This window comes from Rhizobacter sp. (assembly GCF_046595475.1).
In the GTDB taxonomy this organism is placed as follows: Bacteria; Pseudomonadota; Gammaproteobacteria; order Burkholderiales; family Burkholderiaceae_C; genus Rhizobacter.
This window is the reverse complement of record NZ_JBKJOQ010000130.1, coordinates 46,194-69,165: the sequence shown is the minus strand read 5'-3', so window position 1 is coordinate 69,165 and position 22,972 is coordinate 46,194. Positions and strand designations below refer to the sequence as shown.

Sequence of the window (22,972 nt, the reverse complement as noted above, 5' to 3'; positions counted from 1 at the left end):
AACATGGATGCGATCAAGCCACTGCTGAACAACGGCATGCAGTACGTGAAAGAGGTGGCCAAGTGCAGCCTTGCCGGCTTGTTTCTCAGCGGCACCGTGCTGCTGGTGCTGATGGCCGTGCTGCCTTCGCGCGCGGGCCCGGCTGCGCTCGCGTTCATGGGCTTCGTGTTCTTCTCGGTCCTTTATGGATTGGCGGGCCACCAGCGCGGCATATTCCGCATGCTGAGCAACCTGGCGCATTCGCATGGCGGCCTGCTGTTCGACCAGACCTTGGGCCGCTTTGTGCAGATGAGCGAAGCGCGCAAGCCCGGTGCCTTGGCCGGCATGCTGGCGGTGCCTGGCAAAGTGACCGCGTCGTTCAAGGAATTTCTGCGCAACGACGGCTCCGTCATCCCGCGGCCTCTGCGCCGGCTGGGCACCTACTACGTGGGCAAGTTTGATGCGCGCATTTCGGGCAACGGTATGTTGCCGGCAGGTGCTGTGGTTGACGGGCAGGTACGTGAAGCGGTGCTGAAGGACTGGGCTGTGCAGCAGATGCGTGAACAGTTTGAGCCGAGCTGGTCAGGGTTCTTGATCGTTGCCGGGTTGCAAGTGGCGTTTGCCGGGGCGTTGTGGTGGTTCACACGGTGAACGCTCTGGCCACCGGCGTGCGCCTGCGCCCCACGATGTTGAGCGACCTCGACTTCGTCAGCTCGGTCGAGCTCGACGGGCAGAACCTGCCCTTCATCACACCCTGGGAGCGCATTCAGCATGAAGGCGCGGTGCGCTTTCCTGACTTCCGCCACTTCATCGTCGAAGCCGGGGTCGACTATCAATCGGCGGGGTTCGTGATCTTGCAGGGCTGCCGCAACCCGCATCACTCGGTGGAGCTGAAGCGCATCGTGTTGCAGACCCAAGGCCAGGGCCAGGGCCTGGGCCGCGCTTGCGTGCGCTTGTTGGTGCAGATGGCCTTCCGCGACTTGGGCGCGCACCGCTTCTGGCTAGACGTGAAATCGCTCAACACCCGTGCGCAAGCGCTGTACCGCAGTGAAGGCTTTGTCGAAGAAGGGCGCTTGCGCGAGAGCGTGAAAACTTTCGACGGCGGCTACGACTCGCTGATCGTGATGTCCATGCTCAAGAGCGAGTACGAAACCCTGTGTGACCAACGCGAGGCAGGCGCGGCGTGAAGGCTTGGTTGCCCCTGCTGCTGCTTGCGCCGCTGTGCGCCCAGGCCGAGCTGTGGGGCTATGTCGATGGTGAAGGCGTGGCCCATGTCTCAATCACACAGGTAGACCAGCGTTACCACTTGGTGCTGGGAAATGCCGCGGGTGGCGACACGACCGTGCCCGGCAAGGCGGACAAGGCGGGCCGCCTGCTCACCTGGCTGGAATTTGCGCCCGAAGTGAAGTCGTTGCAGGCCATCTTGCGTGAAGCGGCCAAGGCGCATGCGGTGGACATTGAGTTGCTCAAGGCCATCATCGCTGTCGAGTCGGGCTTCAACGCCGATGCGGTGTCGCCGCGCGGGGCCGTGGGCCTGATGCAGATCATGCCCACCGGCGCCACGCGTGAAGCCCGTGCCGCTGAGGCCAAGCGCCTGCTCGACCCGCGCTACAACGTGCTCGCCGGTGCGCGCCTGATGTCGCAGCTGATACGCCGCTTCGGCCGTGCCGACGTGGCACTGGCCGCATGGAACGCAGGCGTGGGCACGGTGATGAAATATGGCGGCGGCATGCCACCGATCGCCGAGACCCAGGCGCATGTGCACCTGGTACTTGAACTCTATTGGGCCCTGTTGCAGAACAACATGCCCCGCAGTGCCAAAGAACTGCAATTGCATGGGGCCGTGATCGCATCGGCCCCCAACTGATTGAATGCATTCCGATGACGATGACTCCTGAGACGACCGACGGCGGTGACGCCATCACGCTGGCCCACTACGCCGAGCGTGCCTACCTTGAATACGCGCTGAGCGTGGTGAAAGGCCGCGCCTTGCCCGACGTGTGCGACGGCCAGAAGCCGGTGCAGCGGCGCATCTTGTTTGCGATGGAGCGGCTGGGCCTGAGCTTCAGCGGCACCTCGGGCGCCAAGCCCATGAAGAGCGCCCGCATGGTGGGCGACGTGCTCGGCAAGTACCACCCGCACGGCGACCAGTCGGTGTACGACGCGCTGGTGCGCATGGCGCAAGACTTCTCGCAGCGCTACCCGTTGATCGACGGGCAGGGCAACTTCGGCTCGCGCGACGGCGACGGCGCGGCCGCCATGCGCTACACCGAGGCGCGCCTGGCCCCCATCTCGCGGCTGCTGCTCGACGAGCTAGACGAAGGCACGGTCGACTTCGCCGCCAACTACGACGGCTCGACCGACGAGCCCAAGCTCTTGCCGGCGCGCCTGCCCTTTGTGCTGCTCAATGGCGCAAGTGGCATTGCGGTCGGCCTGGCGACCGAAGTGCCTTCGCACAACTTGCGCGAAGTGGCCGCCGCCGCAGTGGCGCTGATCCGCAACGACAAGCTGAGCGACGACGAGCTCGCCACGCTGATCCCCGGCCCCGACTACGCCGGCGGCGGCCAGATCATCAGCAGCACCGAAGACATACGCGCGGCCTACGCCAGCGGCCGCGGCAGCCTGAAGGTGCGCGCCCGCTGGAAGATTGAAGAGCTGGCGCGCGGCCAATGGCAGCTGGTGGTGAACGAGCTGCCGCCGGGCGCCAGCTCGCAGCGTGTGCTCGAAGAGATTGAGGAGCTGACCAACCCGAAGATCAAGGCTGGCAAGAAGGCACTCAGCGCCGATCAAGTGCAGCTCAAGACCACGCTGTTGTCGGTGCTCGACGCGGTGCGAGACGAGTCGAGCAAAGACGCCGCCGTGCGCCTGGTGTTTGAGCCCAAGACCAGCCGCATCGAACAGCAGGAGCTGATCACCACGCTGCTGGCGCACACCAGCCTGGAAAGCTCAGCGCCGATCAACCTGACCATGATCGGCAGCGATGGCCGGCCCACGCAAAAGAGCCTGCGCCAGATGCTCACCGAGTGGGTGGCCTTCCGCGCCGAAACGGTGCAGCGGCGCTCGCAGTTCCGGCTTGACAAGATACTGGCGCGCATCCACATCCTCGAAGGGCGGCAGCTGGTGCTGCTCAACATCGACGAGGTGATCCGCATCATTCGTCATTCGGATGAGCCCAAGCAGGCGCTGATCGACCGCTTCAAGCTGAGTCAAATCCAGGCCGAAGACATTCTTGAAATCCGCCTGCGCCAATTGGCGCGGCTGGAAGGCATCAAGATTGAGCAAGACCTGAAAGAGTTGCGCGTTGATCAGGCCAAGCTCGAAGACATCTTGAACAGCCCAACATCGCTCAAGCGCACGGTGATCAAAGAGATCGAGGCCGATGCCAAGCAGCACGGCGACGATCGTCGCACCCTGATCCAGGCTGAGAAGAAGTCGGTGGCCGAAGTCAAGGTGATCGACGAGCCCGTCACGGTGGTGGTCAGCCTGAAGGGCTGGGTGCGTGCACTCAAGGGCCATGAGATCGACGCGTCTACGCTGGCCTTCAAGGCGGGTGACGAGTTGTACGGCGTGTTCCCGTGCCGCACGGTTGACCCTTTGCTGGTGTTCGGCAGCAATGGGCGCGTGTACTCCACAGCTGTGGCGCAGCTGCCGGGGGGGCGTGGCGACGGCCAGCCCATCACCACCCTCGTCGAGCTGGAGACGGGTACGCAGCCGCTGCACTACTTTGCTGCGGCGGCCGCCACGCCCTTGCTGCTCGCCAACACCGGCGGTTTCGGCCTGCTGGCGCAGGTGGGTGACTTGATCAGCCGGCAAAAGGGCGGCAAGAGCTTTCTCACCCTGGAAGACTCCGAAAAAGTGTTGCCGCCGGTGCCCATCGCGCCCACCCACAGCCAGGTGGCCTGCCTTTCGATGAGCGGGCGCTTGCTGGTGTTCAAGTTGGATGAGCTGAAGTTGCAGCCCAAGGGCGGCCGTGGGCTGACCTTGATGGACGTGGATGCGAAGGACCCGCTGGTGTCTGTTGCAACCTGCGCCAACGCCATCAAGGCATTGGGCACAGGGCGTGGCGGCAAGGCGAAGGAAGAAGACATCAAGGGTGCATCGCTGGCCGTGTACGCCGGCAAACGCGCTCGCAAAGGCAAGCTACTCGATGCCGGGATGAAGCCGCATCGCGTGCTGAGCGTGGGCTGAGAGGCTGAGAGGGCGCGAGGCTGAGAGTCATTTGATGTCCGTTCGGGCTGAGCTTGTCGAAGCCAGCGCTGTGCACGGCGCACACTTCGACAGGCGCAAGGCGAGCGGGGGTGTGTTGCCTACCATCGAAGCAGGAGACCAAGCGTGACTCAGACGGCACTCGAATCCCCCTGGGCACCCCTGCGCCAGCCGGTGTTTCGCATGCTCTGGAGCGTGTGGCTCACCGCAAACATCTGCATGTGGATGAACGATGTGGCGGCGGCTTGGATGATGACCTCGCTGACCACCTCGCCGGTGATGGTGGCGCTGGTGCAGTCGGCCTCCACGCTGCCGGTGTTCTTTCTCGGCGTGCCCAGTGGTGCGCTGGCTGACATCTTGGACAGGCGCAAGTACTTCATCGTCACCCAGTTCTGGGTAGCCGCGGTGGGCGTGCTGATGTGCCTCGTCACGCTAAGCGGCCACATGGTCGCGCCGCTGCTGCTCTTGCTCACATTTGCCAACGGCGTTGGCCTGGCCATGCGCTGGCCGGTGTTTTCGGCCGTGATTCCCGGGCTCATTCCCAAATCACAGTTGCCAGCCGCACTCGCGCTCAATGGCATCGCGATGAACACCTCACGCATCTTCGGCCCCATTCTGGCGGGCGCCTTGATCGCCAGTCTGGGCAGCGCCTATGTGTTTGCACTCAACGCGGTGCTGTCGGTGATCTGCGGCTTCGTCGTCATGCGCTGGCACACCGAGCCCCGGGTCAGCGCGCTGCCGGCCGAGCGCTTCTTTGGTGCCATACGCGTGGGGCTGCGCCACGTGCGCGAGTCGGCGCCCATGCGCGCCATCTTGCTGCGCATCTCGGCGTTCTTCTTGCAGGCCATCGCGCTCACCTCGCTGCTGCCGCTGATCGCCAAGCAGCTGCCGGGGGGCGGGGCGGGCACGTTCACTCTGCTTCTGGCGGCGATGGGCTGCGGTGCCGTGGTGGCCGCGCTGTCGATGTCACGCATCCGCGCATGGATGGACGGTGACCGGCTGGTGCGCAACGGCGGCTTGCTGCAATCCGCCACCATGCTGGTGGTGGCCTTTGCACCCAACATCTGGGTGGCTGCGCCCGCGCTGGTGCTCAATGGCATGGCCGTGATCTCGGTGGCCAATTCGCTGGCGGTGTCGGCACAGATGGCCTTGCCCAATTGGGTGCGCGCGCGTGGCATGTCGGTCTACCAGATGGCGCTGATGGGGGGTGGTGGCATTGGTGCTGCGATCTGGGGCCAGGTGGCCACGTTCACCGATGTTCGCACCAGCCTGATCGTGGCCTCGCTGGGCGGTGCGGTGCTGATGGCGGCGGTGCTGAAGCGAAGCCCGCGTGGAGCCGCCGACCATGAAGACCTCACACCCTCGCAGGCCTGGAAAGCGCCTGAGTTGCCCGCCTCGGTAAGCCCCCGCGACGGCCCCGTGCTCACCACCATCGAGTACCTGATCGACCCTGCGCGCGCCGATGATTTTTTGCGCGTGATGCGCGAAACGCGCAGCAGCCGTGTGCGGCAAGGCGCGTTATCGTGCGAGCTGTTTCGCGACCCGTCGGTACCGGGCCGCTATGTCGAGTCAATGCTCGACGAAACCTGGCTAGACCACCTGCGCCGCTTCGACCGGGTGACGGCCTACGACGTGGCCTTGCGCCACCGCCGCCTCGAGTTGCACATCGGCATCGAGCCCCCGCGCCTTACGCGCTGCATTGCCGAACCGATGGACTGATGTTGCTCAGGGGCAGTTGACTGTCACCACATGGTCATGGCCATTGAATGACGAGGTGACGGTGAGGGTGTCGCCTGCCTTCAGCATCTGCAGTTGAGTGCTCGACAGTGCGACGATGTGGTCGTGCCCGGCGGTCGCCTGGATGTGGTACGCAATGGGCATGGCCGAGTCGAGGTCGGCGCGCGGGATGGCGAGCACGTGCCCGTGGTTGCCTGCAATGGCGGCACCGCTCGCGCCGCATTGCGGTGCAGGTGCCGGGCCTGGCCCTGGCGCGGGGCCGGGTGCCGGGGCTGGGCTGCTGCTGTAGTCGCTGCCACCGCCGCAGCCTTGCAGTATCAGCAGTGCACTTGCGCTCACCAAAGCGCTACAAAACTCACTGCGTGTGATGGCCATCGCCTGTCTCCCGGGTAGAGCCGAGCGACCGGCTCGGGCGGCGAGGCATGCGCAGAACCCGCTCGGCAACCTCAGCGCGTATACGCGCCCAGGAGGGGTGATATTCCCAGGGTGTACAGGCCTTAGCGCTTTCGGGCTTGGATGGCGTGGCGCCCTTGTGTGGCCGTGCTGCGCTTGCGCGGGCTGGCTGGCTTGCGTGGCTCTGAAGGCTTGGCCACCAGAGGCTCGATGCCGGCAACAGCCACCGGGTCAAGCTGTGGCGCTACCCAGCCCGGCAGCGGCCAGGTGGGGGTGGGCCAGGTCGACAGCATCATGGACCACCAGGAGTGGGCCGAGCTGAGCATCGCTTCCCAGCTGCGTGCCTGCAAGGCGATCGCCTGCTCTGCGCTCCAGGGTGACTGCCACAGCACCGGGGCGTCTACGGCAGGGGGGCCTCCAGGTGCCGGTGCCCACAGCGAATTCCAGTGCCACATCATGATCGCTCCTTGCTGCCAGAGCGATGAAGCTTACTGCGTGGACTGCGCAAAAACCAGAGATTCAGTGGCGATCAAGGGCATTCAAGACACCGATCACGGCCAGCACCAGAAACAGCGACAGGCTCCAGAAGTCGTATGGCACGCCCCAGAGCGAAACGGCAGCATCGGCGCAGCTTGCGCGCGCCAGAAACACCTCGGGCCAAAGGCTGTCGAGCTTCATGGCGCTCACGATCTTGTCGGCCACGGTCATGACGCATGACGACGAGGCCGCGGCCTTGAAGTGCTGCCACAGAGCGGCAGCCACCCCGCACAGCGACAGCAGCAATATCATCGCGCCGGCCAGCCGCCGCGATGCCAGGCCGAGCAGACAGGCCAACGCTATCGCGAGGAAGATCACCCGCTGCAAGATGCACCACGGGCAAGGCTCCATGCCGTACACGTGCTGCGACACCAGCGCCGCGCCCACAGCGGCCACGCTCAGCGCCGCGGCGCCGGACAGTAGCAGCGCCGGCCGCTTCAGTAGCGCCGTCATTGCACTTCGGCGATCAGCTCGATCTCGACGCAAGCCCCCATCGGGATCTGCGCCACGCCGAAGGCACTGCGCGCATGCGCTCCCTTGGGCCCGAACACTTCGCCAATCAACTCAGAGCAGCCGTTGGTCACCAGGTGCTGCTCGGTGAACTCGGATGTGCTGTTGACCAGGCTCATCACCTTGACGATGCGCTCGACCTTGTTCAGGTCACCCACTGCGGCATGCAGCGTGCCCAGCAGGTCGATGGCGATGGCGCGTGCCGCTTGTTTGCCGGTGGCGGTGTCGGTGTCGCGGCCCAACTGGCCGACCCAGGGTTTGCCATCGCGCTTGGCGATGTGGCCCGAAATGAACACCAGCTTGCCGGTGCGCACGAAAGGCACGTAAGCAGCGGCGGGTATGGCGACGGGCGGCAGCTCGATGCCGAGGGATTTCAAACGGTCGTAGACAGACATGGCGACGCGTGGTGTGAAGTGGGGACGGTCATCGTACACGTGGCTTCAGTGCCTTTGGTGACGCAGGGTTGCCCGCGATGGCGGCGTGGCGCTACACCAGCGAGAGCTTCGAAATCGACTCGGGCGGGAGGCCCGCGAAGGCTGCAAATTCGCGTACCAGATGCGACTGGTCGCTGTAGCCCAGGTCGTGCGCCAGCAGGGCCCAGGCGGGTCGCTCGCAACGTTCAAGCGCGTCGAGGATGCGCTGGAATCGCAGCACCCGCTGCAGGTGTTTGGGGCTGAGCCCGGTCCACTGCTTGAACAGCCTGGAGAGGTTGCGCTCGCTGGTGGCGCAGGCCGAAGCCAATGCGACCCTGTCGATGCGATCCGAGCCCGATTTCATGAAGGCGTAGGCCTGTGAGATGCGCTGGTCGATCTTGCGGCCCGCCAGGCCTTCGAGCAAAAAGCCGTCGAGCAGGCGGGCCTGCGCCGGCAGCGAGCCAGCCTGTCGCAATGCGTCGGCCAGTGGCGGTACGGCCCCGGGGAACAGGTGAGCCAGGTCTTCAGCCCGCCCCACCAGCAGGTGTGTGCTCTGACGCGTGAGGGCGTGGGCCGCACCGGGCAACAGCTGAGCCCCGACCAGCCAGCCCGCGTGATGCTCATAGCGCGTGGCCGAGAGGCGCGGGCCTCGCAGCCGGGCGGTCGCCGGCTGTTGCAGGTCGAACATGAGGTCGCAGCAGCCATCGGGCACCGCCCGCACCGTGGCGGGTGGCTCGCCTGCTTGCACGCGCAGGCTGAAGTAGGCCGCCACGTGTTCGCGCAGCGCAAGGCCTGGCGGGCAGCGATCCAGCTGGGGGCCGCGGCTGGGTAGCGCCCCGGTGGGGAGTAATGGCGAGCCCGTGTCCATCGTCGGCAGGTTATGCGAATTCGATCAGGCGGAAGTGCCGCTGGTCGGGATCGAGGTAGCCCGCCACCCGTTTGCCTTCACCGAGCTCGATGGGCCGGTGCGCGACGCTCGCACCTGCGGCAAGCAGGGCGGGCTCGGCCTCGCTGAGACGAGCCACCTTGAACGTCGGCACCAGCGTCGCCGCGGCATGGCCCTTTTGCTGGTCCCAGATCGCGATGTGGATGCCGTTGAGCAAACCTTCGTGGTGCTGCCCGGCATGGCCGTGGTGCGCGGCGTCCAGCGTGAAGCTGAATGCGCGGGCATAGAACGCCGCGAGAGCTTGGGGTGCAGGTGAATAGAGCACGAGGCCGGCCAGGCTGGCAGTGGGTGAGGGCATGGTAGTTTTCCTGGGTTGAAAGAGGTAGGAGCTGAATCGTAGGAATCGGGCGTGCGCCGGGCTTGAAGAAATCGGCCATCCGGGCGCGCCTCCTACACTGCCCGCATGGGAGAGAAGAGTCACGGCTGGCGCCTGGCCGGCATGGGCCTCGCCTGGCTGATTGGCGTCGCGCTGCACTTGCAGGAGCGCTCGCTTGCGCCGCTGTGGGCCTACCTGGTTTGCTTGGCCGTCGGCTTGGCCTGCGCCGCCATGGCCTGCCGTTGGCCTCGCCTGTGGGCGCTTTTGCTGGTGGCTGCGCTGGCATGTGGGCTGGGCACCTCGGGCTGGCGCGCCAGCCTGGGTCTGGCCGACCAGCTGCCGCTTGCGCTGGAAGGGCAAGACCTGCAAGTCACAGGCGTGGTGGCCAGCCTGCCGCAGCAGTCGCCCACAGGCTTGCGCTTTCACTTCGAGATTGAAGAGGCCCGCCTGCAAGGCCAGCCTGTGGCGGTGCCACCCCTGGTGGCGATGGGGTGGTACGCCGGCTGGCACGAAGACGCCGAGCTCAGCGCGCCGCAGCTGTCTTTGCGCGCTGGCCAGCGCTGGCGCTTCACCGTGCGCATGCGCCAACCGCACGGCAATCTGAACCCCCATGGTTTCGACTATGAGTTGACCCTGTTCGAACAAGGCCTGCGCGCCACCGGGGCGGTGCGGGCCAACGACCGTTCGGCCCCCGAGCTGCTGGAGCCGCACGCCGGCCACGCCATCGACCGCTTGCGACAGCATGTGCGAGACGCCATCTACGCCACGGTGAGTGAGCCGCGCTCTGCTGGCGTGCTGGCCGCACTGGCAGTGGGCGATCAATCGGCCATCGACCGCGACGACTGGCAGCTCTTTCGCAGCACCGGTGTGGCGCACCTGATGAGCATCAGTGGCCTGCACGTCACCATGTTTGCCTGGTTGGCCGGCCTGGCCATCACGGCGCTGTGGCGTCGCAGCGCGCATGCTATGCGTCTGATGCCTGCCCAGCTGGCCGGGCGCTACGGCGGGCTGCTGGCAGCCATGGGCTACGCGCTCTTCTCGGGCTGGGGCGTGCCGGCGCAGCGCACGGTCTGGATGCTGGCCACGGTGACGCTGCTGCAACTGCTCGGGCGGCGTTGGCCCTGGACGCTGGTGCTGCTGGCCGCCGGCGTGGTGGTGAGCGCGCTCGACCCCTGGGCGCTGTTGCAACCGGGGTTCTGGCTGTCGTTCATGGCGGTGGGCTTGCTGATGTCGTCCGAGCCGGTGCTGGGCCATCGAGAGCCGGTGGTCGATCTAAGCCGATGGCGGCGCGTGGCGGCGAGCTTGAAGGGCGGGTTGCGCACCCAGGTCATAGCCACGCTGGGGCTCACGCCTTTGACTCTGGTGTTCTTCCAGCAGGTGTCGCTGGTGGGCTTCTTGGCCAACATGGTGGCGATCCCTTTGGTCACGCTGGTCATTACGCCCATGGCGCTGCTGGGCGTGGTCTTCTCGCCGTTGTGGCGCCTGGGGGCATGGGTGCAAGAGTTGCTGTCGGCCGGCCTGAACGTGCTGGGCCAAATGCCTGGTGCGGTGTGGGTGGTGCCGGTGGCGCCGCTGTGGGCGCAGGCTACCGGCCTGTGCGCTGCGGCGCTGATGGTGATGCCCTTGCCGTGGCGCATGCGCCTGTTGGCCATCCCGCTCGTCATGCCCTTGCTGCTGCCGGTGCGCCCGGCGCCCGGCGAAGGCCAGTTCGATTTGCTGGCGGTGGACGTGGGGCAGGGCACGGCGGTGATCGTGCGCACCCGCGAGCACCTGCTGGTCTACGACACCGGCCCACAGTATTCGCGCGACAGCGACGCCGGCCAGCGTGTCTTGCTGCCGCTGCTGCGCGCGCGAGGCGAAGCCCGCATCGACCGCATGGTGCTGAGCCACCGCGACCTCGACCACGTGGGCGGTGCAGCGGTATTGCTCAAGAGCCTGCCGGTCACCGAGCTGCTGAGCTCGCTGGAAGATGGCCACCCGCTGCGGGCCATGGGCACGCCGCCTCGGCGTTGCGAAGCCGGCCAGTCATGGCAGTGGGACGGCGTGCGCTTCGACGTGCTGCACCCTCCACCAGAAGCCTACGACGAGGCGCGCAAGCCCAACGGCATGTCTTGCGTGGTCAAGGTGACCGCCCCGCAAGGCACGGCTTTGCTGACGGGCGACATCGAGCGCCAGCAGGAGGCTGACCTGCTGGGCACTCAGCGCGAGGCGCTGCACAGCGACTTGCTGTTGGTGCCCCACCACGGCAGCCGCACCTCGTCGACAGCCGCATTCATCGACGCGGTGAAGCCGAGCGTGGCCGTCATCCAGTCGGGCTACAGAAATCGCTTCGGCCACCCGGTGCCCGAGGTGCTGGGGCGGCTGCAGGCTGAGCGCGCCGCCATACACACCAGCCCGGCCTGCGGGGCATGGCACTGGCCTGCCGGCGCTCGTGCCGACCAGGGCCAGTGCGAGCGCGAGATCGCGCGGCGCTACTGGCAACACCTGATCGTTGAATAGCGCGTTCTTCGCCCCGCGTTGGTGCGCAAGTGGCCTGGAATTTGCTACCCTGACCGGCAGGAGACTTGCAGATGAGGTGCCGATGAAGAACAGCTTCGACGAGATGCAGGCCACCGGCACCAGCGTGCGCGAACACTACCGCGTATATGACCGGTGGCTAGCCCAACAGCCCAGCGACGTCATGCATTCGCGCCGCGAAGAGGCGGAGATGATTTTCCGCCGCGTGGGCATCACCTTCGCCGTCTACGGCGCCAAGGATGAAGACGGCTCGGGCACCGAGCGCCTGATCCCCTTCGACCTGATTCCGCGCGTGATCCCGGCGGCCGAGTGGGCCGAGATGGAAAAGGGCCTGATCCAGCGCGTGACAGCGCTCAACCGCTTCATACACGACGTTTATCACGAGCAAGAGATCATCCGCGCCGGCATCGTGCCTGCTGAGCAGATTTTCAAGAACGCGCAGTTTCGACCCGAGATGATGGGGGTCGACGTGCCGGGCGGCGTGTATTCGCACATCAGCGGCATCGACATCGTGCGTGCCGGCAACCCCGATGGCAGCGGCAGCTACTACGTGCTCGAAGACAACCTGCGCGTGCCCAGCGGTGTGAGCTACATGTTAGAGAACCGCAAGATGATGATGCGGCTCTTCCCTGAGCTCTTCAACCAGCACCGCGTGGCGCCCGTCGCGCACTACCCCGACTTGCTGCTCGAAACCCTGCGCGGCGTGGCCCCCGCTGCCGTAAACGAGCCGACGGTGGTGGTGCTCACGCCCGGCATGCACAACAGCGCCTACTTCGAGCATGCGTTTCTCGCGCAGCAGATGGGTGTCGAGCTGGTCGAGGGGCAAGACCTCTTCGTCAAAGACAACTTCTGCTACATGCGCACCACGCAGGGCCCGAAGCGCGTGGATGTCATTTACCGCCGTGTGGATGACGACTTCCTCGACCCGCTTGCCTTCCGGCCCGACTCGACGCTCGGCTGCGCAGGCCTCTTGAGCGTGTACCGCGCTGGCAACGTGACGCTGTCCAATGCCATCGGCACCGGGGTGGCCGACGACAAGTCGGTCTACCCCTACGTGCCCAAGATGATCGAGTTCTACCTGGGCGAGAAGCCCATCCTCAACAACGTGCCCACTTACCAGTGCCGCGAGGCCGATGATTTCAAGTACGTGCTCGACCACCTGGGCGAGCTGGTGGTGAAAGAGGTGCATGGCGCCGGTGGCTACGGCATGTTGGTCGGCCCGGCGTCTACCAAGGCCGAGATCGCAGACTTCCGCAAGGCGCTGGAGGCCAACCCGTCGGGCTACATCGCGCAGCCCACGTTGAGCTTGTCGACGTGCCCGACGTTCGTCGAGAGTGGCATTGCGCCGCGCCACATCGATTTACGGCCGTTTGTGCTGTCGGGCAAGGATGTTCAGATGGTGCCGGGCGGGCTGACCCGCGTGGCCTTGAAGGAAGGCTCGCTGGTCGTCAACTCGTCCCAGGGTGGCGGCACAAAAGACACCTGGGTGCTGGAGGCGTGATGAATCGATCCCGACACAGCTTCATCATTCCCGCTTTCGCGGGAATGAAACCTGAAGGAGTTTGCGATGCTGTCTAGAACCGCCGACCACCTCTTCTGGATGGCCCGCTACATGGAGCGGGCTGAAAACACCGCGCGCATGCTCGACGTCAACTACCAGACCTCGCTGCTGCCGCAGTCGGCTGATGCCGCCGAGAACGGTTGGCGTGGTTTGCTCAGCATCTCAGAGCTGACGCAGGATTACGCCGAGCGCTACGGCGATGTAGAGCCGCGCCGGGTGATGGACTACATGGTGAGCGACGAGCGCAACCCGTCGAGCATCTACAGCTGCCTGATGGCCGCGCGTGAAAACGCCCGCGCCGTGCGCGGCACCCTCACCACCGAGGTGTGGGAAACGCAGAACCAGACCTGGCTCGAATTCCAGCGCATGCTGCGCGCCAATGCCTTCGAGAAAGACCCGGGCGATGCCTTCGAGTGGGTGAAGTTTCGCTCGCACCTGTCGCGTGGCGTGACAGTGGGCACGATGCTGCAAGACGAGGCCTTCCACTTCTTGCGCATCGGCAGCTTCCTGGAGCGCGCGGACAACACCGCGCGCATGCTCGACGTGAAATTCCATGCGGTCGAAAGCGAGTTTTACGGTGCAGGCAACGGCAACGGTGCCGCGCGCGACCAGGAGTACGACTTCTATCACTGGTCGGCCATCCTGCGCTCGGTCTCGGGCTTCGAGGTCTACCGCAAGGCCTATCGCAACGTGATTCGCCCCGAGAAAGTGGCCGAGCTGCTGATCTTGCGTGCCGACATGCCGCGCTCGCTGGCCGCCTGCATGGATGAAGTTGTCTCCAACCTGAAACGCGTGGCCAACGAGCAGTCGAACGACACGCTGCGCCGCGCCGGGCGCCTGCAGGCCGATTTGCGCTTCGGCCGCATCGACGAGATCTTGGCCACCGGCCTGCATGCCTTTCTCACGCAGTTTCTTGAACGCGTGGGCACGCTGGGCGTGGGCATCAGCCGTGACTTCCTCGTTCCTGTTGCGGCATAAGACGAGCGCGTCATGGGATGAAACTCACCATCCAACACGTGACGCACTACGACTACAGCGCTCCGGTGCAGTACGCCCTGCAGTCGCTGTGCCTGACCCCGCAAGGCAGCGCTCACCAGACCGTGCACGACTGGACGCTGAGCGCACCCGCCCCGCTGTTTGCCCAACGCGATGGCTTCGGCAACATGGCCCACACCTGGAGCCTCTCGCAGCGCACCTTTGGCAGCGCCGTGCGGGCGAGTGGCACCGTCGAGACCCATGCCTCGCCTTGGCTGGTGGACGGCACAGTGCCACCGCAGCTCTACCTGCGCGTCACGCCGCTCACCGTGGCCGATGACCGGCTGCGCGGTTTGGGCCGCGTGCACTTCGCCGACGGCGTCAGCGAAGCCGGCGCCTTGGCGCTGGCTCTGGCCGTGCTCAAGCGTGTGCGCTACAAGACCGGCGCCACCACCGTGCTGACCACGGCCATGCAGGCCTGGGAACTCGGTGGCGGCGTGTGCCAGGACCACGCCCACGTGTTCATCGCTGCCTGCCGCGCCAACGGCGTGCCCGCCCGCTATGTGAGCGGTTATTTCTATGCACCCGATGCGCCGCACCTCGCCAGCCATGCGTGGGCTGACGTTTGCGTGGAGCCCTGTACTTACCGCTGGCTCAGCGTCGACATCACCCACGGCTGCCTGATGGACGAGCGGCATGTGCGCCTGGCCGTCGGGCTCGACTACCGCGCCTGCTCGCCCATACGCGGCGTGCGCGAAGGTGGTGGAGACGAATCCATGCGGGTACGCATTGACATTAGAGAAGCACGGACAGCCCAAATACCTTGATCCCTTTCCGTTCGGGCTGGGCCTGTCGAAGCCCTTCGACACGCTCAGGGCGAACGGTCTAGAAACCTAAGCTTCGGAGTTCCCAGATGTCCATCCACGTTGCGCTCAACCACGTGACCCACTACCGGTACGACCGGCCGATCAACCTCGGGCCGCAAGTGGTTCGCCTGCGCCCCGCGCCGCACTCGCGCACCCGCATCCTCAGCTACTCGATGCGGGTTACGCCTGCCACTCACTTCATCAACTGGCAGCAAGACCCGCAAGCCAACTACCTCGCGCGACTGGTGTTCCCCGACAAGACCACCTCGTTTCGCATCGAGATCGACCTCGTGGCCGAGATGTCGGTTCTCAACCCTTTCGATTTTTTTCTTGAGCCCGAGGCCGACAACTTTCCCTTCGAATACGACAAGTCGCTGGCCACCGAGCTGGAGGCTTATCGGCGCAAGGCACCGCTGACGCCGGCTTTCGAGAAATACCTGGCCAGCATCTCGCGCGAGACGATGCAGACGACGAACTTTCTGGTCGCGCTGAACCAGCGATTGCAGAAGGACATCAGCTACCTGATCCGCATGGAGCCCGGTGTGCAAACGCCCGAGGAAACGCTGGTGAGCGGCTCGGGCTCGTGCCGCGACACAGGTTGGCTGCTGGTGCAGCTGCTGCGCCACCTGGGCTTTGCCGCTCGCTTCGTGTCGGGCTACCTGATCCAGCTCAAGAGCGACGTCAAATCACTTGACGGACCGAGTGGCACCGAGGTTGATTTCACCGACCTGCACGCTTGGTGCGAGGCCTACCTGCCGGGGGCCGGCTGGATAGGCTTCGACCCCACGTCGGGCCTGCTGGCGGGCGAAGGGCACATTCCCCTGGCGTGCTCGCCCGAGCCGTCTTCGGCGGCGCCGGTGAGTGGCGCGCTCGACGACTGCGAGACAGAGTTCGAGCATCACATGCGCGTGACGCGCGTGTGGGAATCCCCGCGCGTCACGCTGCCCTACACCGACGAGCAATGGAGCAGCATCGAAGCCCTGGGCCACCAGGTGGACGGTGACCTGCGCAAGAACGACGTGCGCCTCACGCAAGGCGGCGAGCCCACCTTCGTATCCGTCGACGACCGCGACGGCGACGAATGGAACACCGAGGCCATGGGCCCCACCAAGCGCCTGCTCAGCGCCGACCTGATGGACAAGCTGCGCGCCAAGTACGGCGATGGCGGCTTGCTGCACTACGGCCAGGGCAAGTGGTACCCGGGCGAGCAGTTGCCGCGCTGGTCGCTCAACCTCTTCTGGCGCAAAGACAAGGAGCCCGTATGGGGCAACCCCGATCTGTTTGCCAGCGAACACAAGGACTACAAGGTCACCGACATTGAGGCCCACAAGTTCCTGAGCGGCGTGGCGAAGCGCTTGAGCCTGGACCCGAAGTACGTGTTCCCGGCTTATGAAGACGTCTGGTACTACCTGTGGCGCGAGCGCAAGCTGCCCACCAACGTCGACCCCTTCGAGGCCAAGCTGTCTGACGAGATGGAGCGCGATCGGCTGCGCAAGGTCTTCACGCAGGGGCTGGAGAAGGTGGTCGGCCATGTGTTGCCTGTGGCGCGCTACGACCCGCGCAATGCCGGCCCGGCCCGGCGCTGGCAAACCGGCCCATGGTTCCTGCGCGGCGAGCGCTGCTACCTGGTCCCGGGTGACTCTGCCTTGGGCTACCGCCTGCCGCTCGATTCGCAGCCCTGGGCCAAGGCGAGCGACCTGCCTTGGGTACACCCGCCCGACCAGACGCAACCGTTTGCACCCTTGCCGCCGTACCGGCGCATGCGCTATGCCGAGGGCGGCCAGGAAGCCGGCGGCTCACCGCAGGCGGATGCGACGGCGAGCTTTGCCGATCGGTCCCGCGCGGCACTCAACCCTGGCCCCGCGGCTGCACCGAGCGTGTCGGCAGTGCTGACCAAGACGCCCGCGCCTTTCGAGTCGGCGGGCTGGGTCACGCGCACCGCCATGAGCGTGGAGCCACGCAACGGCAGACTTTATGTCTTCATGCCGCCGATGACGGCGCTGGAGGACTACCTGGAGCTGGTGGCCGCGGTCGAAGACACGGCCGCCGAGATGAAGCTGCCGGTGATCCTGGAAGGTTACGAGCCGCCGAAAGACCCGCGCCTGCAGACGCTGCGCGTCACGCCCGACCCCGGTGTGATCGAGGTCAACATCCACCCCGCGCACAGCTGGAAAGAACTGGTGGAGCAAACGACCCACCTTTACCAGGTCGCCCACGAGACGCGCCTGTCGACCGAGAAATTCATGGTCGATGGCCGCCACATCGGCACCGGCGGCGGCAACCACTTCGTGCTTGGCGGCGCCACCGTGGCCGACTCCCCCTTCCTGCGACGGCCCGACCTGCTGACCAGCATGGTGGGCTACTGGCACAACCACCCGGCGCTGAGCTATCTGTTTTCGGGCATGTTTGTCGGGCCCACCAGCCAGGCACCGCGTGTCGATGAAGCACGCAACGACTCGGTCTACGAGATCGAGATCGCCTTCGCAGAACTGCAGCGCAAGACCGCCGAAGGCCCCAATGCCTGCCCGCCGTGGCTGATCGACCGGCTGCTGCGCAACCTGCTGATCGACGTGACGGGCAACACCCACCGCGCCGAGTTTTGCATCGACAAGATGTACTCACCCGACGGCCCCACCGGCCGCCTGGGCCTGCTGGAAATGCGCGCCTTCGAGATGCCGCCGCATGCGCGCATGAGCCTTACCCAGCAGCTCTTGATGCGTGCGCTGGTCTCGCGCTTCTGGCAGAAGCCTTATCAGCCGCCGCGCCTCAAGCGCTGGGGCACCGAGCTGCACGACCGCTTCATGCTGCCGCACTTCGTGTGGCAAGACCTCAGCGACGTGATCGAAGAGCTGAACCAGGTGGGATACGCCATCAAGCCCGAGTGGTTCGCGCCGCACCTCAACTTCCGCTTCCCGCGGCTGGGCGACTTCGCCACCATGGGGGTTGAGCTCGACTTCCGGCTCGCGTTGGAGCCCTGGCATGTGATGGGTGAAGAGGGAGGTGCTGGCGGCGCGGTGCGCTTTGTCGATTCATCGGTCGAGCGCATACAGGTCAAGGCCACGGGGCTTGTGAGTGACCGCCATGTGCTCACCTGCAATGGGCGTGTGGTGCCGCTGCAATCCACCGGCAAGGTGGGCGAATTTGTAGCGGCAGTGCGCTACAAGGCCTGGGCACCGCCCTCGGCGCTGCACCCTAGCATCCCGTCGCACGCACCGCTCACCTTCGACCTGGTCGACACCTGGATGAGCCGCTCGATGGGCGGCTGCCAGTACCACGTTGCCCACCCGGGCGGGCTGAGCTACGACAGCGCGCCGGTCAACGCCTACGAGGCCGAAGCGCGCCGCCTGTCGCGCTTCTTCCGCGTCGGCCACACGCCGGGTGACATGCGGGTGCCGACAGAAGAGCGCAACCCGAATTTTCCGTTCACGCTCGATTTGCGCAGGGCCGTTCAGCTCTGAGTGTCGCGGGAGGCGGTCAACGCGGGCGGTGCATGCGAAACAGTTGCTCCGGCCCGATGCTGAAGTAGTCGGCCGGGCCGCCGCCGCGCAGTATGGGCTGTGCGGCGGCGGTGTCATACACACCGCCTTTCAGCAGAGCCTTCGAGATGTGTACCGCCACCACCTCGCCCAGCGTGAGCCAGGTCGGCACCGCAATGCCGTCAACACCTTGCAGCTGAAGGATCTGCGTCACGCGGCACTCGAACGACACCGGGCTCTCGGCCACGCGTGGCGCCGAGATCACACGCGAGGCCAGCGGCGTGAGCCCTGCCAGCTCAAACTCGTTGACCTCTGGCGGCACGCTCGCGCAGCTGGCGTTCATGGCTTCGGCCAGCGGCCGTGTGGCGAGGTTCCAGACGAACTCGCCGGTCTCTTGCACGTTGCGCACGGTGTCTTTGTGGCCGATGCTGGAAAACCCCACGATGGGCGGCGTGTAGTTGAAGGCGTTGAAGAAGCTGTAGGGCGCAAGGTTCAACCCGCCTTGCGCCGAGCGAGATGAGATCCAGCCTATGGGCCGCGGCCCCACGATGGCGTTGAACGGGTCGTGCGGCAGGCCGTGGCCTAGACGCGGTTCGTAGTAGTGGGTGTCATCGCTCATGCCAAGCCTTTGATTGCTGATTTGATGGTAGTTGGTGGGCGTCTATCGAGGGCGTCGGCGGGCAGCTCTTTCGCAAGTAGCATTGATCACCCAAGGTCGATCCAGGCTTACGCCAGAAAAGGAAGCAATGTTCAATCACATCATGATCGGTTCAAACGACATCGAACGATCAAAGCGCTTTTATGACGCAGTGCTCGCCACACTCGGGGCGGGCGAGCCTGTGCGCAATACGGCGACCACAGGCCATACCCGACTCTTCTACCGACACGAAGGCAACGTCTTTTGCGTGAGCGAGCCCATCGACGGCGAAACGGCAACGTTTGCCAATGGCGGCACCATTGGCTTCAAGTGCAACTCACCTGAGCTGGTGCGGGCTTTCCATGACGCAGGCGTTGCGCATGGCGGCGTCTCCATTGAAGACCCACCTGGGCTTCGAGAGGGTGCGCTGGGGTCGATTTATTTGGCCTATGTCCGGGACCCCGACGGCCACAAGCTCTGCGCCATTCATCGTCCCAAGCAGGATCGTTGAGGGCATTGCGAGCAGCGGTCACTGCCTTCTGAGGTTTCTCAGGCGATCGCTCGCGTAGGGGCGTGGCAGACTCCCGGCATGCTCAGTTCTCCCTTGCGCGTGCTGTCGGTCATCCCGCCGATGACGCAGCTCAACACGCCCTATCCGTCCACCGCTTACCTGACCGGCTTTCTGCGCTCACGTGGCGTCGACGCGGTGCAAGAGGATCTTGCGCTGGCGCTGGTGCTGCAGCTCCTGTGTGCAGACGGGCTCTTGCAGGTGCGTAAGCACATCGAGACTCAGCCGGCGGCCGGGCGCACGCCGCTGGTCGGTGATTTTCTAGAGCAGTTCGACCGCTACCTGGCCACCATCGACCCGACCATCGCCTTTTTGCAAGGGCGCGACCCGACGCTCGGCCACCGCATCGCGGGCCGCGGTTTCCTGCCCGAAGGCCCGCGCTTCGACTCGCTCGATGTCTACATCGATGAAGACGGTGGCGACCCGCTCGCCTGGGCCTTCGGTGCACTGGGCATGCAAGACCGCGCGCGCCACCTCGCCACGCTGTACCTCAACGACCTGGCCGATGTACTGCGCGACGCCGTCGACCCGCGTTTCGAGTTCGTGCGCTACGCCGAGTCGCTTGCGCAAAGCCAGCCCACCTTTGATCCCTTGGCTGACGCCTTGGCGGAGCCGCTCAACCTCGTCGACCGCACGCTGGTAGAGCTGACGCTGGCCGCGATCAAACGGCACCAGCCCAGCGTGGTGCTGGTCTCGGTGCCATTCCCCGGCTCGGTCTACGCGGCCTTTCGCATCGCCCAGGCCATCAAGGCGCATGACGCTGCCATCGTCACCTGCCTGGGCGGTGGCTTCGTCAATACCGAGCTGCGCGAGCTCACCGAGCCACGCGTGTTCGACTATTTCGACCACATCACGCTGGATGCCGGCGAGCGGCCGCTGCTGGCGCTGCTGGAGCACATGCAAGGCAAACGCTCGCAGCAGCGCCTGGTGCGCACTTTTGTGCGCGAGGGCGGCGCCGTGCGCTACATCAACTGGATAGAGCAAGACGTGGCCTTCGCCGAGGTGGGCACGCCCACGTGGGACGGCCTGCCGCTGAACAGCTACCTTTCACTGCTGGACATGCTCAACCCCATGCACCGCCTGTGGAGCGACGGGCGCTGGAACAAGCTCACCGTGGCGCATGGCTGCTACTGGAAGAAGTGCAGCTTCTGCGACGTGAGCCTCGACTACATCTCGCGCTACGAGGGCGCGTCGGCCGCCACACTGGTCGACCGCATCGAGGCCATCGTCAAAGAAACCGGGCAGACCGGCTTTCACTTCGTCGACGAAGCGGCGCCGCCCAAGGCGCTGAAGACGCTGTCGGCCGAGCTGATCAAACGCCAGCTGTCAGTTTCGTGGTGGGGCAACATCCGCTTCGAGAAATCGTTCAACTCCGAGCTGTGCCAGCAGATGGCCGACAGTGGTTGCATTGCCATTTCGGGAGGGCTCGAAGTGGCCTCAGACCGCCTGCTCGACTTGATGAAGAAGGGTGTGTCGGTCGAGCAGGTGGCGAGGGTGACGAAAGCCTTCTCGGACGCGGGCATCCTGGTGCATGCCTACCTGATGTACGGTTTTCCGACGCAAACGGTGCAAGACACCGTAGACGCGCTGGAGTACGTGCGCCAGTTGTTTGAGCAGGGCTGCATCCAGTCGGGCTTTTTTCACCGCTTCGCCTGCACGGTGCATTCGCCGGTCGGCAAGCACCCAGAAGAGTACGGGGTCACCTTGCAGCCACTGCCGCCGGTCTCGTTTGCCAAGAACGACATTGGCTTCGTCGACCCCACGGGCACCGACCACGATGCCTTGGGCATCGGGCTGAAGAAGGCGCTCTACAACTTCATGCACGGCATAGGGCTCGAAGAAGACGTGCGCCAGTGGTTCGACTTCCCCGTGCCCAAGACCAAGGTGCAACGCCACCGCATCGCGCGTGCGCTTGCGGTGGCTGGGTCGGTGGCTACAACGAAATAGCCTTCTTCTCAACTTGCATGCGCATGCCGACGCCGATGCGGTTCCACGCGTTGATCGACGCAATCGCCAGGTTCAGGTGCGCGATCTCGCTGTCGTTGAAGTGCGGGCGCAGTGCGTCGAAATCGGCGTCGCTGTCATGGCTCTTGTGCAAGAGGGTCAGAGACTCGGCCCAGGCCATGGCCGCTTGCTCGCGTGGGCTGAAGAAGCTGACTTCGCGCCAAGTGCAGAGGTTGTTCAGCCGCTGCGGGTCGTCGCCCAGCCTGAGCAGATCGCGCCAGTGCATGTCGACGCAAAAGGCGCAGCCATTGAGCTGCGAGACGCGCAGGTAGACCAGGTCGACGAGCACGGGCTCCAGCGTTGATTGGTTCACCGCCTGGTGAACGCCGGCCAGTGAGGCAACGGCTTGAGGGGCGAGGTTGGCATAGGGAAGTCGGGCAGCAGTCATTGCTTTCTCCTGTGGGTTGATGAAACGCAGAACACAGAAGCAAGACGCGCCTACTCGCCGTCTTGTGACAGCTCTTTCACCTGGCCCAGCTTGTCGGGGTTGCGCACGGCGTAGATCGCAACGATGCCGCGCTCATTGCTCACGATCGACATCACCGAGTCGAGCCTGCCGGCGGCGTAGCGCAACACACCCAGCTCGCCGTTGACCATCGCCAGTCGGTAGCTCAATACCGCTGCGTGCCGCGCGACCACGTGAAAGAGGCGGGCCACGCGGTCGGCACCGTGTAGCGTGGTGAGCACCGAGCTGGCCTTGCCGCCGCCGTCACTCATCAGTTGCACGTCATCGTCCATCAAGGCCATCAGCTGGGCGTGCTCGCCGCTCTGCGCTGCCCGGATGAAATTTTCCAGATGCTTGCGGTGTGCCGCCTCACTGACACTGAAGCGAGGCTGCTCGCGTTGCACGCGATCACGTGCACGGTGCACCAGTTGGCGGCACGCGGCCTCGCTCTTGCCGAGGGCCTGGGCGATTTCGTCGTAGTCGCAGTCGAACACCTGCTTGAGCAAGAAGGCGGCGCGCTCTTCAGGTGCCAGCCGCTCCAGCACCACCATCAAGGCCATCGACACCTCACCCGCGCGCTCGGCTGCGTCTTCGGGCGAGTCGACCAGGGGTGCTACCAGCGGTTCGGGCAGCCACATGCCCGTGTAAGCCTCGCGCTCTACCTTGGCGTTGCGCAGTCGGTCGATGCTCAGCCGCGTGGCCACGGTGACCAGCCAGGCCTCGGCGCTTTGCAGCTGGCTTGCGTTGGTCTCGCGCCAGCGCAGCCAGGTGTCTTGCACCACGTCTTCGGCTTCGGCACGGGTGCCTAACATGCGGTAGGCGACGGCAAAGATGCGGCGGCGGTGGGTCTGGAATTGCGACAGATCGGTGCTCATGGCAGCAAGAC

Annotated in this window: 21 protein-coding genes; 12 read left to right on the top strand and 9 right to left on the bottom strand. The window is 65.3% G+C overall.

Annotated features, from left to right (window positions below):
* Positions 1–3: 3 nt before the first annotated feature.
* From AC30QB_RS23615 to AC30QB_RS23595, 5 genes are all read left to right on the top strand, one after another.
* Positions 4–630: a hypothetical protein gene (locus AC30QB_RS23615; protein WP_489548732.1), complete on the top strand. Its 627-nt coding sequence runs from the start codon at positions 4–6 to the stop codon at positions 628–630.
* A complete protein-coding gene (locus AC30QB_RS23610; protein ID WP_489548731.1) occupies positions 627–1,166 on the top strand; it encodes a GNAT family N-acetyltransferase in 540 nt (179 codons plus the stop codon). Before AC30QB_RS23615 ends, AC30QB_RS23610 begins: the two co-directional genes overlap by 4 nt.
* Entirely contained in the window at positions 1,163–1,846 is a 684-nt protein-coding gene (locus tag AC30QB_RS23605; protein WP_489548730.1) for a lytic transglycosylase domain-containing protein, read from the top strand. The genes AC30QB_RS23610 and AC30QB_RS23605 overlap by 4 nt, the downstream gene beginning before the upstream one ends.
* Positions 1,847–1,860: 14 nt before the next feature.
* Complete coding sequence (parC, locus tag AC30QB_RS23600) at positions 1,861–4,167, top strand: DNA topoisomerase IV subunit A (protein ID WP_489548729.1); 2,307 nt, start codon at positions 1,861–1,863, stop codon at positions 4,165–4,167.
* Positions 4,168–4,311: 144 nt separating this feature from the next.
* Entirely contained in the window at positions 4,312–5,904 is a 1,593-nt protein-coding gene (locus AC30QB_RS23595; protein ID WP_489548728.1) for an MFS transporter, read from the top strand.
* Between the two features lie 6 nt (positions 5,905–5,910).
* On the opposite strand, the gene AC30QB_RS23590 is transcribed toward AC30QB_RS23595, so the two are convergent.
* The 6 genes from AC30QB_RS23590 to AC30QB_RS23565 form a co-directional block, all read right to left on the bottom strand.
* Entirely contained in the window at positions 5,911–6,297 is a 387-nt protein-coding gene (locus tag AC30QB_RS23590) for a hypothetical protein (RefSeq protein ID WP_489548727.1), read from the bottom strand.
* Positions 6,298–6,419: 122 nt separating this feature from the next.
* Positions 6,420–6,773, bottom strand: coding sequence for a hypothetical protein (locus tag AC30QB_RS23585; RefSeq protein WP_489548726.1), 354 nt, complete (start codon positions 6,771–6,773; stop codon positions 6,420–6,422).
* A gap of 61 nt (positions 6,774–6,834) precedes the next feature.
* Entirely contained in the window at positions 6,835–7,305 is a 471-nt protein-coding gene (locus AC30QB_RS23580) for a disulfide bond formation protein B (RefSeq protein ID WP_489548725.1), read from the bottom strand.
* Positions 7,302–7,757 (bottom strand): RidA family protein, encoded by a 456-nt coding sequence (locus AC30QB_RS23575; RefSeq protein ID WP_489548724.1) that lies wholly within the window; start codon positions 7,755–7,757, stop codon positions 7,302–7,304. Before AC30QB_RS23575 ends, AC30QB_RS23580 begins: the two co-directional genes overlap by 4 nt.
* 91 nt (positions 7,758–7,848) lie before the next feature.
* The gene (locus tag AC30QB_RS23570; protein ID WP_489548723.1) at positions 7,849–8,643 is read right to left on the bottom strand and encodes a helix-turn-helix domain-containing protein; all 795 of its coding nucleotides are present in this window, start codon (positions 8,641–8,643) and stop codon (positions 7,849–7,851) included.
* 10 nt (positions 8,644–8,653) lie between these two features.
* Complete coding sequence (locus AC30QB_RS23565; RefSeq protein WP_489548722.1) at positions 8,654–9,019, bottom strand: VOC family protein; 366 nt, start codon at positions 9,017–9,019, stop codon at positions 8,654–8,656.
* 105 nt (positions 9,020–9,124) lie between these two features.
* Between AC30QB_RS23565 and AC30QB_RS23560 the strand changes: the two genes are divergently transcribed.
* The 5 genes from AC30QB_RS23560 (at position 9,125) to AC30QB_RS23540 (ending at position 18,414) form a co-directional block, all read left to right on the top strand.
* Positions 9,125–11,536 carry a DNA internalization-related competence protein ComEC/Rec2 gene (locus AC30QB_RS23560; RefSeq protein WP_489548721.1) on the top strand — a complete coding sequence of 804 codons (2,412 nt, stop codon included), beginning with the start codon at positions 9,125–9,127 and terminating at the stop codon, positions 11,534–11,536.
* A gap of 82 nt (positions 11,537–11,618) precedes the next feature.
* Positions 11,619–13,055, top strand: coding sequence for a circularly permuted type 2 ATP-grasp protein (locus AC30QB_RS23555; protein ID WP_489548720.1), 1,437 nt, complete (start codon positions 11,619–11,621; stop codon positions 13,053–13,055).
* 66 nt (positions 13,056–13,121) lie between these two features.
* Complete coding sequence (locus AC30QB_RS23550) at positions 13,122–14,093, top strand: alpha-E domain-containing protein (RefSeq protein ID WP_489548719.1); 972 nt, start codon at positions 13,122–13,124, stop codon at positions 14,091–14,093.
* A 17-nt stretch (positions 14,094–14,110) separates the two neighbouring features.
* On the top strand, positions 14,111–14,917 hold the full coding sequence (locus tag AC30QB_RS23545) for a transglutaminase family protein (protein WP_489548718.1): 807 nt from the start codon (positions 14,111–14,113) through the stop codon (positions 14,915–14,917).
* Between the two features lie 86 nt (positions 14,918–15,003).
* Entirely contained in the window at positions 15,004–18,414 is a 3,411-nt protein-coding gene (locus tag AC30QB_RS23540) for a transglutaminase family protein (RefSeq protein WP_489548717.1), read from the top strand.
* Between the two features lie 16 nt (positions 18,415–18,430).
* Here the strand turns inward: AC30QB_RS23540 and AC30QB_RS23535 are convergent, their stop codons facing one another.
* Positions 18,431–19,051 carry a flavin reductase family protein gene (locus tag AC30QB_RS23535; RefSeq protein ID WP_489548716.1) on the bottom strand — a complete coding sequence of 207 codons (621 nt, stop codon included), beginning with the start codon at positions 19,049–19,051 and terminating at the stop codon, positions 18,431–18,433.
* 127 nt (positions 19,052–19,178) lie between these two features.
* Between AC30QB_RS23535 and AC30QB_RS23530 the strand changes: the two genes are divergently transcribed.
* Together AC30QB_RS23530 and AC30QB_RS23525 are read left to right on the top strand one after the other, a co-directional pair.
* Positions 19,179–19,580 (top strand): VOC family protein, encoded by a 402-nt coding sequence (locus tag AC30QB_RS23530; protein ID WP_489548715.1) that lies wholly within the window; start codon positions 19,179–19,181, stop codon positions 19,578–19,580.
* Positions 19,581–19,658: 78 nt separating this feature from the next.
* The gene (locus AC30QB_RS23525) at positions 19,659–21,584 is read left to right on the top strand and encodes a B12-binding domain-containing radical SAM protein (RefSeq protein ID WP_489548714.1); all 1,926 of its coding nucleotides are present in this window, start codon (positions 19,659–19,661) and stop codon (positions 21,582–21,584) included.
* Here the strand turns inward: AC30QB_RS23525 and AC30QB_RS23520 are convergent.
* Positions 21,571–22,029, bottom strand: coding sequence for a carboxymuconolactone decarboxylase family protein (locus AC30QB_RS23520; RefSeq protein WP_489548713.1), 459 nt, complete (start codon positions 22,027–22,029; stop codon positions 21,571–21,573). The two genes, AC30QB_RS23525 and AC30QB_RS23520, sit on opposite strands and share 14 nt — an antisense overlap.
* Positions 22,030–22,079: 50 nt before the next feature.
* Positions 22,080–22,961, bottom strand: coding sequence for an RNA polymerase sigma-70 factor (locus AC30QB_RS23515; protein WP_489548712.1), 882 nt, complete (start codon positions 22,959–22,961; stop codon positions 22,080–22,082).
* Positions 22,962–22,972: the final 11 nt, after the last annotated feature.

Coding starts and splice junctions, on each gene's coding strand:
- AC30QB_RS23615 (WP_489548732.1), top strand. CDS start 4: ATGGATGCGATCAAGCCACTGCTGAACAACGGCATGCAGTACGTGAAA.
- parC (WP_489548729.1), top strand. CDS start 1,861: ATGACGATGACTCCTGAGACGACCGACGGCGGTGACGCCATCACGCTG.
- AC30QB_RS23590 (WP_489548727.1), bottom strand. CDS start 6,297: ATGGCCATCACACGCAGTGAGTTTTGTAGCGCTTTGGTGAGCGCAAGT.
- AC30QB_RS23585 (WP_489548726.1), bottom strand. CDS start 6,773: ATGATGTGGCACTGGAATTCGCTGTGGGCACCGGCACCTGGAGGCCCC.
- AC30QB_RS23580 (WP_489548725.1), bottom strand. CDS start 7,305: ATGACGGCGCTACTGAAGCGGCCGGCGCTGCTACTGTCCGGCGCCGCG.
- AC30QB_RS23575 (WP_489548724.1), bottom strand. CDS start 7,757: ATGTCTGTCTACGACCGTTTGAAATCCCTCGGCATCGAGCTGCCGCCC.
- AC30QB_RS23570 (WP_489548723.1), bottom strand. CDS start 8,643: ATGGACACGGGCTCGCCATTACTCCCCACCGGGGCGCTACCCAGCCGC.
- AC30QB_RS23565 (WP_489548722.1), bottom strand. CDS start 9,019: ATGCCCTCACCCACTGCCAGCCTGGCCGGCCTCGTGCTCTATTCACCT.
- AC30QB_RS23560 (WP_489548721.1), top strand. CDS start 9,125: ATGGGAGAGAAGAGTCACGGCTGGCGCCTGGCCGGCATGGGCCTCGCC.
- AC30QB_RS23555 (WP_489548720.1), top strand. CDS start 11,619: ATGAAGAACAGCTTCGACGAGATGCAGGCCACCGGCACCAGCGTGCGC.
- AC30QB_RS23550 (WP_489548719.1), top strand. CDS start 13,122: ATGCTGTCTAGAACCGCCGACCACCTCTTCTGGATGGCCCGCTACATG.
- AC30QB_RS23545 (WP_489548718.1), top strand. CDS start 14,111: ATGAAACTCACCATCCAACACGTGACGCACTACGACTACAGCGCTCCG.
- AC30QB_RS23540 (WP_489548717.1), top strand. CDS start 15,004: ATGTCCATCCACGTTGCGCTCAACCACGTGACCCACTACCGGTACGAC.
- AC30QB_RS23535 (WP_489548716.1), bottom strand. CDS start 19,051: ATGAGCGATGACACCCACTACTACGAACCGCGTCTAGGCCACGGCCTG.
- AC30QB_RS23530 (WP_489548715.1), top strand. CDS start 19,179: ATGTTCAATCACATCATGATCGGTTCAAACGACATCGAACGATCAAAG.
- AC30QB_RS23525 (WP_489548714.1), top strand. CDS start 19,659: ATGCTCAGTTCTCCCTTGCGCGTGCTGTCGGTCATCCCGCCGATGACG.
- AC30QB_RS23520 (WP_489548713.1), bottom strand. CDS start 22,029: ATGACTGCTGCCCGACTTCCCTATGCCAACCTCGCCCCTCAAGCCGTT.
- AC30QB_RS23515 (WP_489548712.1), bottom strand. CDS start 22,961: ATGAGCACCGATCTGTCGCAATTCCAGACCCACCGCCGCCGCATCTTT.